This is a genomic window from Sphingobacterium sp. UBA5639, assembly GCF_002421245.1.
Classification (GTDB): Bacteria; Bacteroidota; Bacteroidia; order Sphingobacteriales; family Sphingobacteriaceae; genus Sphingobacterium; species Sphingobacterium multivorum.
In genome coordinates this window covers 436,985-451,814 of sequence record NZ_DIJR01000005.1, presented here as the reverse complement: position 1 = coordinate 451,814, position 14,830 = coordinate 436,985, and the positions used below count along the sequence as shown (strand labels likewise).

Annotated in this window: 12 protein-coding genes; 11 read left to right on the top strand and 1 reads right to left on the bottom strand. The window is 41.9% G+C overall.

Translation table 11 applies throughout. The features are described from left to right. The first annotated feature begins 118 nt into the window (after positions 1-118). The 4 genes from B4Z90_RS05710 to B4Z90_RS05695 all read left to right on the top strand — a co-directional run bounded on the left by B4Z90_RS05710 (position 119) and on the right by B4Z90_RS05695 (position 3,334). On the top strand, positions 119-895 hold the full coding sequence (locus B4Z90_RS05710; RefSeq protein ID WP_070569787.1) for a hypothetical protein: 777 nt from the start codon (positions 119-121) through the stop codon (positions 893-895). Positions 896-1,006: 111 nt separating this feature from the next. Next, positions 1,007-1,582, top strand: a complete 576-nt coding sequence (locus B4Z90_RS05705; protein ID WP_070569785.1) for a Crp/Fnr family transcriptional regulator — start codon at positions 1,007-1,009, stop codon at positions 1,580-1,582. 74 nt (positions 1,583-1,656) lie between these two features. Then, positions 1,657-2,475 carry an alpha/beta hydrolase gene (locus B4Z90_RS05700; RefSeq protein ID WP_115048077.1) on the top strand — a complete coding sequence of 273 codons (819 nt, stop codon included), beginning with the start codon at positions 1,657-1,659 and terminating at the stop codon, positions 2,473-2,475. Next, a complete protein-coding gene (locus B4Z90_RS05695; RefSeq protein WP_070569781.1) occupies positions 2,462-3,334 on the top strand; it encodes an EamA family transporter in 873 nt (290 codons plus the stop codon). Before B4Z90_RS05700 ends, B4Z90_RS05695 begins: the two co-directional genes overlap by 14 nt. On the opposite strand, the gene B4Z90_RS05690 is transcribed toward B4Z90_RS05695, so the two are convergent. After that, positions 3,315-3,740, bottom strand: coding sequence for a hypothetical protein (locus B4Z90_RS05690; protein WP_070569779.1), 426 nt, complete (start codon positions 3,738-3,740; stop codon positions 3,315-3,317). The two genes, B4Z90_RS05695 and B4Z90_RS05690, sit on opposite strands and share 20 nt — an antisense overlap. A gap of 360 nt (positions 3,741-4,100) precedes the next feature. On the opposite strand from B4Z90_RS05690, the gene B4Z90_RS05685 reads away from it, so the two are divergent. The 7 genes from B4Z90_RS05685 to B4Z90_RS05660 all read left to right on the top strand — a co-directional run bounded on the left by B4Z90_RS05685 (position 4,101) and on the right by B4Z90_RS05660 (position 14,398). Then, positions 4,101-5,279, top strand: coding sequence for a FecR family protein (locus B4Z90_RS05685; RefSeq protein WP_115048075.1), 1,179 nt, complete (start codon positions 4,101-4,103; stop codon positions 5,277-5,279). 185 nt (positions 5,280-5,464) lie between these two features. Then, positions 5,465-8,866 carry a SusC/RagA family TonB-linked outer membrane protein gene (locus B4Z90_RS05680; RefSeq protein WP_115048074.1) on the top strand — a complete coding sequence of 1,134 codons (3,402 nt, stop codon included), beginning with the start codon at positions 5,465-5,467 and terminating at the stop codon, positions 8,864-8,866. Between the two features lie 17 nt (positions 8,867-8,883). After that, positions 8,884-10,539 carry a RagB/SusD family nutrient uptake outer membrane protein gene (locus B4Z90_RS05675; RefSeq protein ID WP_115048072.1) on the top strand — a complete coding sequence of 552 codons (1,656 nt, stop codon included), beginning with the start codon at positions 8,884-8,886 and terminating at the stop codon, positions 10,537-10,539. Positions 10,540-10,594: 55 nt separating this feature from the next. Continuing rightward, a complete protein-coding gene (locus tag B4Z90_RS25035; RefSeq protein ID WP_312194627.1) occupies positions 10,595-11,014 on the top strand; it encodes a sulfatase-like hydrolase/transferase in 420 nt (139 codons plus the stop codon). 99 nt (positions 11,015-11,113) lie between these two features. Beyond that, entirely contained in the window at positions 11,114-12,118 is a 1,005-nt protein-coding gene (locus B4Z90_RS05670; protein ID WP_312194629.1) for a sulfatase-like hydrolase/transferase, read from the top strand. After that, positions 12,115-13,605: an arylsulfatase gene (locus tag B4Z90_RS05665; RefSeq protein ID WP_112374472.1), complete on the top strand. Its 1,491-nt coding sequence runs from the start codon at positions 12,115-12,117 to the stop codon at positions 13,603-13,605. Before B4Z90_RS05670 ends, B4Z90_RS05665 begins: the two co-directional genes overlap by 4 nt. 199 nt (positions 13,606-13,804) lie before the next feature. Next, entirely contained in the window at positions 13,805-14,398 is a 594-nt protein-coding gene (locus tag B4Z90_RS05660) for an RNA polymerase sigma factor (protein WP_070569769.1), read from the top strand. Positions 14,399-14,830: the final 432 nt, after the last annotated feature.

Sequence of the window (14,830 nt, the reverse complement as noted above, 5' to 3'; positions counted from 1 at the left end):
CCCAAGAAGTCTGCTTGGTCCCTTTCGGGGCTCAGCAATATTAAAAATCACTATTTCCATTGATTTTTTTACAGAGCTAATTTAATAGCTTTGTTAGGCACATTAAATAGCACAACGGATGAAAAATTTTGTTTTACTTCTTCTAACCTTTTTATGTATTCCTGCTCATGCCCAAGATAAATTAGCCTCAACAGATTTGGCGTATCCTGATTTAATTCCGACACTAATGCAGAACAGCTTATATGGCTACTCTGACAAATCGCTAAACATTAAGATAAAAGCGCTTTTTGAAAAGGCAGAATTATTCGAGGCTGATTACAATTTCCAACTTTTCCATGTGAATAATGCCGAGATCATTAAATATGGAACAGCAGACTATGCCTGGGTTCTATTCAATGGTGAGCGATACCGCATCGATAAAAAGGGTACACGAGTATATAAATACAATCCAACCGATTTTAAAACAGGTGAAACAACCATTTATCTGTACAAAAATTCAACTGTTTATTATAGCGACAACATAGATCAAAACACACTCTTTCAACACATCAGAGACAACCGGAACGGAAAACAACTATTTCCGGACGAGCAATCCATTCAGGAATTTCGAACAAAAAACAAGGAGTTGATTGAAGAAGGTGTTAAATTGGTTTTTCAGCCCAAACGAAAAGAAATACCCTACATAGATTTTACCAGTGAACACACTTTACTGAAGGGAATAAAAAATAGCGAAACCAATCAGATCGTTGTTAAAGCAAAGTATGCGAATATCGAGGAACTTTATAATAATCCACTACGTGAACAGCAGTATCCGCTATTTATTGGCTATCGCGGTGACCTCGATAAGGAAATCTATGTCGGCTTAAATGGAACAGAGTATTACATCAAAGACTAGTGTAAAAATCATTAATTTCCAAGTTACAGTCCGTAAAGACACTATTGCAGCTGTCATTTCACTAACTTTGTTAATAAGACAGACCAGCATGTACAAAAACAATTGCCCCAGATGATAGAAAAACTACTCTTCGAAATGAATACTTATGCTGCGCTCAGTGCAGAAACAACAGACATTTTGAAAACTATCTTTCAGGTGAAGCAGTTCAAAAAAAATGAACATATTCTACGTGCTGGAGAATATGCCAAGTACTATTATTTTATCTGCAAAGGATTATTAGGCTATTATAAATTAGACGCTGATGGTAATACCATCTATAAAATGTTTTTTGAAGAAAATAGCTTTTGTGCTTCCACCGCCGCCATCATCACAGAAACACCGAGCGCGTTCAACATCGTTGCACTCGAAGATGTTGAGTTGATTCAGTATTCTGCCAAGGCTTTCCGTGAGCTTGTCCGGACAAAGCATGATTTAGCACTCTTTCAGATAGCCTACCTGGAAAAGAATTGGGTGGTCAAAAAAGAACCACTTGAAATCGAGCTGAAATGGGAATCTGCGAAGGAACGTTACCTTGAACTTCATCAGAACCAAGTGCTTTTCAAATGCCTCAAACAGCATCATATCGCCTCCTATCTTGGTGTAACTCCCACGCAATTAAGCCGCATCCGTAAGGAATTAAAAGAATAATTCCATCAACATCTGTATACGTTTTTAAAGATTATACTCTTGAATTTTGCCTTATAAAGATAAAATTTTAAGCTATGAAAACAGTATACACCCTCCTATTTTCTGCCCTTAGCCTACCACTGGCGGCACAAAAAGTCGTTAAGACAAAAATCCATAGTGCCAAAATGGACAAAAACATTGAAACCATTATAATTACGCCCGACATGAAAGACGGGATCAATTATAAAACAGTTTATATTCTCCATGGTTATAGCGGCACCCCCACCCGTACAGTGCAAGAAGACATTCCCGACTTAATCCAAAAAGCAAAAACTTTTCAGACTATTTACGTGCTACCAGATGGAGATTTCAATTCTTGGTACGTAGATAGCCCCATCGATCCACATTCACAGTACAGCACCTTTATCGGAAATGAGCTAGTCAATTACATCGATCATCACTACCCGACGCAACAAAACCGAAATGCGCGCGGAATACTGGGCTGGAGCATGGGTGGCTACGGAGCATTGCACATCGGCATAGCCTACCCACAAACATTTTCGATCGTCGGAAGTTCATGCGGCGCACTTGATTTTGACCGCTTCGGACAGGCCTACCAGCAATATCAGGTAGACAAGGTATTGGGCGATTTCAAAAATCTGAACGATGTAGACCGCATCTACAGCAACGAAGATAAAATGAAGCACAATAAACAACGCTATATCCTCGATTGTGGAACTGAAGACCTGCAAATGCTGGAAATGAACCGTACATTCCACAAGCATCTGACCAACAAAAACATCGAGCATCTTTACATCGAATCAAAAGGCGGACACGATACTGCTTATTGGAGCAAATCACTATCACAACAGTTGGCTTTATTTCAAAACTACTTTCAACATGAAGGATTATAGATCGACACTCTATGTTGCTGCAGGCGCTTGCAGCTATGGACTACTCGCAACAATTGTGAAATATGCAAACCACTTAGGGATACACACAAGTCTGTTGACTTTTCTGCAGTTTATGTTTGGTTTTCTCTTTTTGCTGGCCTTTAATCTGTTGTCAAAACGTCACACAAAAGAACATAACATCATCAAATTTTCATCAAAAATTAAACTGATGGTCTGGGGCATTTCCCTTGGTCTAACAACAACACTTTACTATCTCTCCATCCAATATATTCCCGTATCCGTTGGGATTATCCTGCTGATGCAGTCTATTTGGATAAGTTTAGTGGCAGAAGCAGTGCTACTGAAAAAGCTCCCATCAAAAGGTAAACTAGCAGGAGTGATTATTGTTTTGCTCGGCACGACCTTAGCAACCAATTTATTCCAAAACAATAATGCGCTTGATTACAGAGGAATAATACTGGGTTTCGGAGCGGGAATAAGTTATGCGCTGGCAATTTATGCTTCAAGCACAGTGGAGAAAGAGTTACCGAGTTCGGTACGAAGCCAATTCTTGGTTTTAGGCGGACTGCTGCTCATCGTAGCATTTTGGAACATGGATATTATTCGGTATATACAACCTAACGCATTACCCTGGGGATTATTGATTGCCATTTTTGGAACGATTCTTCCACCCTTACTATTTACAAAGGGAATCCCGAAAACTGGAATAGCGATGGGAAATATTATTTCAAGTCTGGAAATCCCCGTTTCAACCTTATCTGCCATGTTGGTTCTGCAGGAAGTTGTTTCAGGGTTCCAATGGTTTGGCATACTCCTGATTTTAATGGCTGTCATCATAATTAATGTTGGTAAGTCGTAATAGCCAGCCAACGACTAAATCTATTATATTGCCATAAGATCAGCCCCCAAACCGGAACTATGGTTGCAGCCATGTGGAGCATTTCAAATATATTGGATGCTCCACCAGTTTGGATCAGAAAGGACGAAAACAATAGGCTAATAGCAGCGGGCAATAAAACAAAGGAAAGTGCCCGTGCAAGCCTACTGCTTCTGAATTGCTTATTTAAATTTAGAAAAATAGATATCGTACCAATCGCAATACAGAGTGCTACGAATGAAAGCAACGATTCTGTAAAAAAGGGCATGTAGCAACGTGCTCTTTTTGCAGCCTCATTATTTGCCTGAAGTATGGCTGTAAGGACAAAGGTCGTCGATACACTAAACCCTATAATTCGCAGAAAAATAAAACTTAGCTTTCTTTTCATCGGCACAATATTTTAAAATAAACAAAACCGCGAATAGGCCTGAACTTCTCGTCCCCTCCTATTTTCCCTTAATAAATTTCGACCAGGCCCCTTCCGAGCGCCTCAATTCCAAAACCGAATTCAAGGCTGACTTCTCACATAGCATAACTGCTAAACCCGCGTAACCTTTAAACGACAAGAATCTTTTTAAAGATGCAAATTAATCCTTGAAAGATAAATGCCAAAGCACTATTGGACGTGGTCCTGACGATATTGGACGGATGGAGCTTAATGTTTATCGGCATGCTACACCTGAATATTTTTTCATTTTTTTACTAAGGTTTATCCTTCCTGTTACGTATCTATCTAAAATTATACACCATGAGATTGACTGATGATATCAAACAACTAATCATAAAGTACATCGGCGACAACTTAACGTCGGATGAAAAGACCGATTTAAAGCTATGGTTGGACGAATCAGCAGAACACCGTATTTTTTTTGAAGACCTTTTAGATCGCGATGATTTTATCAACGATTTAAATCAATGGAGCCTACTCCAGGCCTCAGATACGATGAATTGGAACGAAAGGTTAAAGACAAAGACCCTAGAAACCATTCGAACCTCCGCCATTAAACCATCTCCTATAAGAAACCTAAAGCGTTTGCTACCCTACGCTGCAGCTTTAATAAGCCTAATTTTAGGTGGTCTGATGTATTTCATAGTGGTAAAAAAACAGGCTACACCGATCAGCTATCGAATGGTCTTAAATGATGTAGAAGCACAGAACAACAACGCTGAAATACGACTTTCGAATGGCAAAGTACTTCAGGTATCGAGTCAGAAAGGAGCCCTGGTTTCAGGGGATAAATTGACCTACGAAGACGGTACTGTTCTACAAAACGAATCTTTAAAAGAAGATCTGATGGCCACAGTTAATACCCCCGCCGGCACAATGCTGAAACTCCAATTGGAAGATGGCTCGGAAATTACACTCAATGCGAAAACAACACTCAAATACCCGCTTCATTTTGCAAAAAACAAACGTGTTGTTGAAGTTGACGGTGAAGCCTATTTCAAAATTGCAAAAAATAAAAAGGTTCCATTTCAGGTCGTTTCCAATGGACAGCTCATCGAAGTCACCGGTACCGAATTCAACGTAAACACCTATTCGAAATCCCAGAGTAGTACAACGCTTGTGGAGGGAAGCATCAATCTATCCGCGCAAGGGCAAACGTTACAGCTCACACCCAACCAACAAGCGCTCTTAGCTTCGGGTCAACTATCCAAAAAAGTGGTCGATCCCGCTAACTACATCGCATGGCTCGACAATAAATTCTATTTTAATGAAACGGACCTTCATACTGCCCTACAATTGATCGGTCAATGGTATGACCTGCAAATCATCTACACGCAACCGATAAAAGAAACACTATTATATGGCGAAATTCAACGTACGAAAAGTCTATCGGCAGTCCTAAAAATTTTGGAACGTAGCCATATTAAATTTGAATTGATTCAAGAAAATGGCATCCGTAAACTCTTTGTTTCAAACTAACCAATTATCCATGAAATAACCCAAAAACAACAATTATGAGAAAACCAACCTAAGGAGACAAAACGAGATACTAAAAAAAGCCGACCAATGCTACGAACATTAATCGGCCATAATAGCGATCTCCATTTTTGACCGATTTACCCAATCAGTTTAACAATAGATTATATCCCTAATTCAACAAATTTATGAATTTTAAATTTCTTGTTCATAGAAATCGAATTGCTGTGAACATTCCCAAGCAATGGAAGACCAAAAGGAAGCTGAGCGCATTTTTTACTCTTGCATGTGTTGTTAAGCTGTCTGCAGCCAGCTACGCACAATCAATCACGATTAACGCCAAAAAAATGTCATTGGTGCAGGTACTACGTACCATCCAAAAACAGAGTGGCGTCCCCTTTCTATTGAATGGTAAAGAACTTGCTGAACTAAAAATTGAGGCGCAGGTTCGCAATATGCCTTTAGAAAAAGCTGTACCGATCCTTTTAAAAGGCCAACCTGTGGATTGGAGTTTTCAGGATAATATGCTTGTCGTAACGAAGTTAAAAACAAACCACCTAACGTATGACCTTCCAAGCAATTACGTCTTAGTGCAACAAAACCACACCATCAAGGGAAATGTTCACGATAGCAAAGGAACCGCGCTCCAAGGTGCAACAATTATGATAAAAGGTTCGACAAAAGCAACTACTACAGATGCAAGTGGTAACTTTCAGATTGAAGCAAATAATAACGCCGTACTTGTCATTAAAATGATCGGCTACCAAACCAAGGAAATCCCGTTGGCCAACCAGCCCTACCTCAATATTGAACTTAGCCAGCATATAGACGCATTGGAGGAAGTCGTCGTCGTAGGCTACGGTACGACAAAAAAGAAAGAACTAATCGGTTCGGTTTCCCAAGTTGATGGGAAACAACTCGCCAAACGCTCCGTTCCCCAGCTTGCTCAGGCCCTCACAGGTCAAATGCCGGGCGTGACCGTCATACAGCGATCTGGCCAACCCGGGGCAGCAAACAATACGATACAGATTCGTGGTGTGGGATCATTCGGCGCCAGTACCGACGCACTTATTTTAGTTGATGGTATCCCCACCAATTCCTTTAATGATATTGACCCAAATGATGTTGCCTCGATATCGGTATTGAAAGACGCCTCCTCAGCAGCCATATATGGAGCTAGAGCCGCAAACGGCGTTATTCTGGTAACAACAAAAACAGGCGCAGCTGGCGGAAAATTAACGGTCAATTACAATGGTTATTATGGGATCCAAAAGCCAACAGCATTCCCCGAATTTGTCAACTCTTGGGAGTACGCTTCCTTACTCAACGAAACCACAAGTGGTGGCGGTGGTTATACGGCCGAAGAAATCCAAAAATTTAAGGATGGCTCAGATCCTGACAATTATCCCAATGCCAATTATATGGCAAGCTCATTTAAGTCGCAAGCAACACAAACAGGCCACAATTTAAATATATCCAATACCACAGATAAAATACAATACACCTTATCTGCTGGTTTTTTGAATCAAAAAGGTATTGTCATCAAAAACAATTTTGACAAATACAATGTCCGCCTCAATCTCATATCAAACCTCAATGACAAGCTCAAATTAACGACGCGGGTAGCAGCAATTCAGACCGAAACAGACGAACCGGCAGCACCGGCAACGCTCGACTTCTCCCGCATGACGGATATCATTTCTCAGGTGATTCGCTATCCCGCCATATACCCTATTCGGTTGAGCAACGGTGACTGGGGCGCAGGAAATAACCTGAAATGGACACCCGTATCTTTCCTGGAGAGCGAATCCTTCTACAAAGAAAAAGTATCCAATATCTCGGGAAACGCAAGGCTCGATTGGAAACCGATTTCAGATCTGACCTTATCCGCTATTGGCGGGTATACGCAGACGAATGGCCGTACAAAACTTTTCAGAGCTTCGCAACGGATCAACAATTCCATAATTCTGGGCCCCTCAAATCTGAACCAAAGTGCGCCCTACGACACTTACAAAACTTTTCAAGCTTTAGCAGACTACACGAAGACTTTCGGGTCGCATAACCTGAAAATATTAGGTGGTTATTCTTTCGAAAAAGGCTACAGCGAAGGTTTAAGCGCTTACCGCCAGAATTTTCCCAGCAATGATCTTACCGAGTTAAATGTAGGTTCACCAGATGGGCAACAGAACGCTGGGACAGCCTCAGAGTGGGCATTAGAATCATTATTTGCACGCGTACAATATAATTATGCCAAGAAATACCTTGTCGAGGGTGTTGTTCGATACGATGGGTCATCCCGTTTTCCAACCGATAAAAAATATGCTACCTTCCCTTCGATTGCAATAGGTTGGTTGCTGAGTGAAGAATCGTTTATAAAGGACCATTATAGTTGGATCGACGAATTGAAAATCAAAGGATCTTATGGGGTACTTGGAAACCAAAATATCGGAAATTACCCGTATCAAAATATTTTAAATACCGGATATAACTACCCCTTTGGTAATGCAATATCTCCAGGCTTAGCTCGAACCACCATTGTTGACCCTACCCTACGCTGGGAATCGACCCGAACGGCAGATGCGGGCATGGAAGTGGCTTTATTTAAAAATTTATTGACATTCAGTAGCACCTATTATAACCGATATACTTACGATATTTTGGTGAGCCCAGATTCTAGTGTTTCGAATGTGCTAGGTTTTGACGTCGGCCTACAAAATTCTGGAAAACTACGAAACACAGGATGGGAATTTACGTTAGGGCATCAAAAAAAATTAAATGATTTTTCTTACAATGTAAATCTAAACTTCTCTACGGTCAAAAATAGGGTCGTCGATTTGGGTGTCGGCAATATCAATCAACCTAATGGCTTAGTGGGAAATGGTTCAACCCTATTTATCGGTTACCCCATCCAATCCTACTACGGCTACCAGGCCGATGGCTTATTTATCGATGCTGCTGATATCGCAAGCTATGCCAATCAAACCAGCATCAACCCAAAACCGCAACCAGGCGATATCCGATACAAGGACATCAGTGGCCCCGACGGTGTCCCTGATGGAAAAGTAGACGCTACGTACGACCGAACTGTGATTGGATCACGTATCCCCAAATACACCTACGGGATGAATATCGGGATGAGCTACAAAGGGTTTGACTTAGGAATACTTCTTCAAGGTGTAAGCGGTGTTAAAGGCTTATTGGACAATTATGCTGGATTTGCGTTGACACAAAACGGCAATATCCAACGCTGGCAAGCTGACGGCAGATGGACAGCCGCCAATCCCGATAGAAATGCCATTTATCCAAGAATTGAACAATTGCCGAATACCGGCACACCCAATACCCTGCTATCAGACTATTGGTTACTGGATGCGAGCTACCTACGACTCAAGAACATCCAATTGGGCTATACCATCCCTAAGCACATCCTTACCAAATGGAAATTGTCGGGTTTAAGGGTTTACGCAAATGCCGAAAACCTATTTACCAAAAGCAACTATAGAAAAGGCTGGGATCCCGAAATCAATTCAAGCGGTGCCTACTACCCTATTATGCGCAATTTTACATTTGGGGTTAACCTAAGTTTCTAACCGATCGATAAAACACCATGATACACATTACATACAAACCTATAAAATTGGCCTTATGCATTCTTTTTGCATCAAGCCTGAGCATCAGTTGCAAAAAGCAACTGGAAACCAATCCATTGGATAAATTTGCCAACGAAACCTTTTGGACAAATGAAACCAATGCAAAATTGGCCTTGACCGGTCTATATAAAGGTGAAATCCAAATGAACTCCCTCGCCGAATTCAGCCCTACAGATTGGTGGTCCTATAATGGCCTGCTTTACCTGGAGTTTGCTTCGGATAATGCCTACGATAGACGTGGTGATAATTCGGTTTTCAATAAACTATCCGATGGTACACTAACGAACAATAATAGTGTTCTTGGAAATTACTGGACACTTTCCTACAAAAGAATTGCCCGTGCTAATTTTTTTCTTGAAAATATTGATAAGGCCCCTATTTCAGCTGAACTACTCGCTCGTTTCAAGGCAGAAGCGCGGTTTATTCGTGCTTGCCAATATTTCTACCTATCCCAGTATTGGGGTGACGCTCCCTTGGTGACCAAAACCTTAACACCCAATGAGGCGAATCAGGTATCCAAAGCAAAAAAACAGGAATTGGTTACTTTTGTTGAACGTGAATTACAGGAAGCGGCAAACGACCTACCGAGCTACGGCAAATTGACGACCGCAGAACGGGGCCGTGCAAGCAAACAGGCAGCCCTCGCTTTCCTGGGACGCATCCAACTGGCCGAAAAATCTTACGCCGATGCTATCAAAAGTTATGAGCAGATCATCAATGCCAATGAAAATAGCATTGATCCCAACTATTCAGGCTTATTTAATGGAACCAACGAAACGAGCAAAGAGATTATTTTTGCCACGCAGTATCTTGTTGATCTCGCTGGAAACGGTATGTTCCAACACAATTTTCCCGCAGTCGCCGGGGGTTGGCATCTCCATTGCCCGCTTGGTAGCCTTGTAGAAAGCTATGGTTTCACCGATGGAACGGCATTTTCGTACGATGATGCGCGATATAATGCGCAAGACATCAGCAAAAACCGGGATCCGCGTTTAGCCTTCACGGTGATAACAAATGGAGACCGCTTTAAAAATTTAAAATACACCTCACATCCAGATTCCACATTGTCTATCGATCAATTGACAACAACAAAACAGGCAACACGCACGGGCTACGGATTGCGCAAGTTCAACGACGAAGGCTTTAGTGGAAACTTACAAAACTCTGGAGCCGATGTTCCTATTATACGCTACGCCGAAGTCCTCCTGAGTTACCTTGAAGCCAAACTCGAAAATGGCGATCCCATCACAAGTGAGCTATTGGACAAAACCATCAACGCTGTCAGAAAAAGAAGCAGCGTTAATATGCCAGCCATTAACGTCCAAAGCAGTACCGCGTTGCGTTCGACCTTACGTAACGAAAGACGTGTCGAACTTGCACTGGAAGGACTCCGTTATTGGGATTTATTACGTTGGGGTATCGCAAAAGATGTACTAAAGGGCGATTTCTATGGGGCATCATTCCCAGGTGCGAAAAATCTCCGCATAAAAGCAGGTGGAAACAAAGATCCTTATAGCCGATGGTACGTAACCAGTAAGGCCTTCCGAGCTGGCCAAGATGAACATTGGCCAATTCCACAGAATGAAATTAATATCAATCCAAATTTAAAATAGTACCTTGGGTATCGTCAATTGTCAAACGATACCCTTTAAACAAAATTCAACGTATATGAAGAAGCCACTATCTCTAGCGTTATTACTCTCCGCGAGCCTTTTTGTTACGCTACCCACCGTTAGTTTTGCCCAAAAGGCAAGTAAACCGAATGTCATCTATATTTATGCGGATGATCTTGGTTTCGGTGATTTAAGTAGCTATGGTGCCAAACAAATCGAGACACCCAACCTGGATAAGCTCGCCCGGAACGGCGTCCGATTTACCAATGCACATAGTACATCGGCAACTTGCACCCCTTCCCGTTTTGCATTGATGACCGGGACGTATCCATGGCGCCAGGAAGGGACAGGCATTCTGCCCGGCGATGCCAAACTAATCGTTCCTACGGATAAAATTACATTACCCAAGGTATTTAAACATGCCGGCTATGCTACTGCCATTGTTGGAAAATGGCATATGGGACTCGGAAATTAGGTCCAAAAAGACTGGAATGCCCCCATTAAACCCGGGCCTAATGATGTAGGCTTTGACTATTCATTCATTTTTCCTGCAACAGCAGATCGCGTCCCAATAGTGTTTCTTGAAAATGATCAAGTTGTGGCTGCTGAAGCCAATGATCCAATTCTGGTGGACTATGAAAAGAAAATTGGGAACGACCCTACGGGCAAAGAACACCCCGAACTGCTCAAAATGCATTCTTCACCGGGTCAGGGCCACAATCAGACTATCGTCAACGGTATCGGAAGAATCGGCTACATGAGCGGCGGAACACGTGCCAGGTGGGTGGATGAAGAAGTTTCCACAACATTTCTCCACAAAGCCCAGGACTTTATTTCCCAACATCAAAACAAACCGTTCTTTCTCTATTTCTGCTTGACAGAACCACATGTCCCACGTATGCCCGCAACACAATTTAAAGGGAAAAGCAAACTCGGCTACCGCGGCGATGCTATTCTGCAATTGGATTGGACCGTCGGACAAATTCAACAGCAGTTGCAGCTCTTGGGACTTGACAAAAACGCGATTATAATTTTCAGTAGCGACAACGGGCCCGTTCTCGACGACGGCTATATGGATGGAGCTGTGGCCCAACAAAATGGCCATCTACCCGCAGGCCCACTACGCGGTGGCAAATATAGCATCTTCGAAGGCGGAACGCGCGTGCCCTTTATCGTGAGCGGCAAAGGTGTTGCACAGGGAAAAGTTTCCAATGCTTTGATCAGCCAAATAGATCTGTTGGCAACAAGTGCCCAATTATTGGATGTTCCACTAAAAGCAGATGAAGCAAAAGACAGCGCCCCACTCTTGAAAACCTTAACCGGTCAAGATAATAAGGGACGTAGCAGTATGGTACAGCATGCGCAGACACTGGCTATCGTAAAGGACGAATGGAAATATATTGCACCCAGCAAAGGTGCCCCCTACATGAAACTAACTGATACTGAAACAGGAAGTCTTCCGGAAGATCAGTTATACGATCTCAAAAATGATATCGGCGAAAAGAATAATGTGGCTTCAAAATATCCAGAAAAGGTCGCTGAACTCAAGCAGTTATTGGAAGGAGAACGTAAAAAATGAAAATAAAAGCTGGACTCGCCCTCATCCTCCTCGGATGGGGGACTCTTTTTGCACAACAAAAGAAAAAGCAACAAAAATTGCCCAATATTATATTTTTTTATGCGGACGATTTAGGTTATGCCGAAACGGAGCCCTATGGACAGCGATTGATCAAAACACCCCATATCCAACAGCTGGCACGTGAAGGTCTACGTTTTATAAACCACTATACAAGTACGCCTGTCTGTGCCCCCGCCCGCTGCATGTTATTGACGGGCAAGCATGGTGGCCAATCCTATATTCGCGGAAATTATGAATTGGGCGGTTTTGCAGATAGTCTCGAAGCTGGCCAGATGCCACTTCCTGAAGGAACGTATACCATGGCTCACCTATTTAAAAAAGCCGGCTATCAGACCGCAGCCATTGGAAAGTGGGGACTTGGGATGAATAATTCCACCGGAAGCCCCAACAAACAGGGATTTGATTATTTTTTTGGCTACCTGGACCAAAAACAGGCCCACAATTACTACCCAACTCATCTTTGGGAAAATGAAACAAAATATCCCCTTCAAAACAAGGAAAAATTTGTACATACTCCTTTAGATTCCAGTAAGGCCACGGCAGAGGACTTCAAGCAGTTTGACGGTAAGGAATATGCACCTGAACTAATGACAGCGAAAGCGCTGGCTTTTATCGACAAAAACCGAAGTAAACCTTTTTTCTTATACCTTCCTTATACTTTGCCGCACTTATCACTACAAGTTCCCCAGGAATATGTGGATAAATATAAGGACCTCTTCCAGGACAAACCGTATTACGGACAGGACGGCTATACCGCTACCCCCTATCCAAGAGCGACCTATGCGGGTATGATCACCTATCTGGATGACCAAGTCGGTACGATTATGAAACATATCAAATCATTGGGAATAGATGACAATACCATTATTCTGTTTTCCAGTGACAACGGAACTGGTTTTAATGGGGGCATAGATTATCGCTTTTTCCGCAGTGTCGATTCGCTTAGGGGATTAAAAATGGATGTTTTTGAAGGTGGTATCAAAGTTCCGTTAATTGTCAGGTGGCCAAACCATATCAAAGCCAATGCTGAAACGGACCTTATCTCGGCCCAATATGACCTCATGGCAACCTTCGCACAGCTGGTTCAACAAAGCCCCGGACACAGCAATGGGCTCTCCCTCCTTCCAACCTGGCTGGGTCAGAAGAATCAACAGAAACATCAATACCTCTATTTCGAATATCCAGAAAAGGGCGGCCAGCTCGCCATACGCGAAGGACGTTGGAAGGCCGTCAAACTCGATCTGAAGAAAAACCCCAAAGCAAAATGGCAATTGTTTGATTTAACGACAGACCCTTGGGAAGAAAATGATTTAGCTGCACAATACCCACAAATGCTGCGACATTTTGATGAAATTGTTCAGCATGAACACCGACCTGCCCATATTCAGGAATGGGAAATTGTAGCGAATAAGATGATTAAAAAATAAATCGATTTCTTTCTTCATTTTTTTATCTTAAAAAACTTGGGTTGTCCGGATTGAATCATGACAACCCAAGTTTTTTATGTAATTTAGCACAGCAATCCACAGCTGGAGTCTAATGTGAATGTACCTATTGAATGACGTATCGACCATAGAGGAGTACAACATATTCCCAAGTCCAACGTAAAAGGATCAATAACCAAGTATGCGGCAAATAGAATCATACATCAATACACTAAAAGAAGGTGATGAAATGGCTTTATGCTTTTTTATGGATCATTTTGGTCATTCGTTACGCTATTTTGCCTTTTCCTACCTCCGCAACAAAACCGACGCCGAAGAAATTGTCTCCGATGTTTTTGTTAAGTTATGGAATAATCGACAAAAGGTAGAGAATTATGAAAGCCTGAAAGCCTTTCTTTTTATCGCTACTAAAAATGCCTGTATCGATATGCAAAGAACGACGCAATTCAAAATACGGAAAGAGGAGCTCGATATTCTTCAGCATATGTCGGTTCCGGAAGACGATGTACTCAAGAAAATATTCCGGACAGAACTCACCGAATTGCTGCTTGCTGAAATAAATTTGCTCCCCAGACAGCAGGCTCAGATCTTCAAGCTCAGCTTTTTGGACGGCTTGAATACCGAAGAAATTTGTGAAACATTAAACACAACCGCATCGACCGTCTATTATGCAAGGTCTAAGGCATTATACGCATTAAAAGAAAGGTTCAAATCTAAAAAATTTGAATACCTCAGTGTTCTTATGCTATCTGTATGGTATGCCTTCAAAGGATAATTAACTCCCTTCAATTTCCCGCATCCGACCCCTAGATAGACCAATAGGCTATTCACACAGCATCCCCCCTAAGGTTAACCACCTTCAGGCAATACTTCCCGTCCAACGTTGGAACGGTTTAAAAAATACAAACAACTGTTTATCAGTAAACTAAGAAAGCAATAATTTTAAAAAACTAGAAACAAAAAAAAGCTTAGCATTCGGTCGGGCGACCTGCTAAGCTTTTATAAATACCTCTTTGTAAGAGGCAATCAACCTAAACCTAGGACAAAGATAGTGCTTCAAATGATATAAACAAAAATTTTGTTATATTTTTTTTCAACTCCCATAAATTTGTTTTAGCATAGCAATCACAAAAGGAATAGTAAGTGTACAATGTACACTACAATCTTTTTGCATTTTTCAACAAGCTTTTTTTTTGGTAGCTTCGCT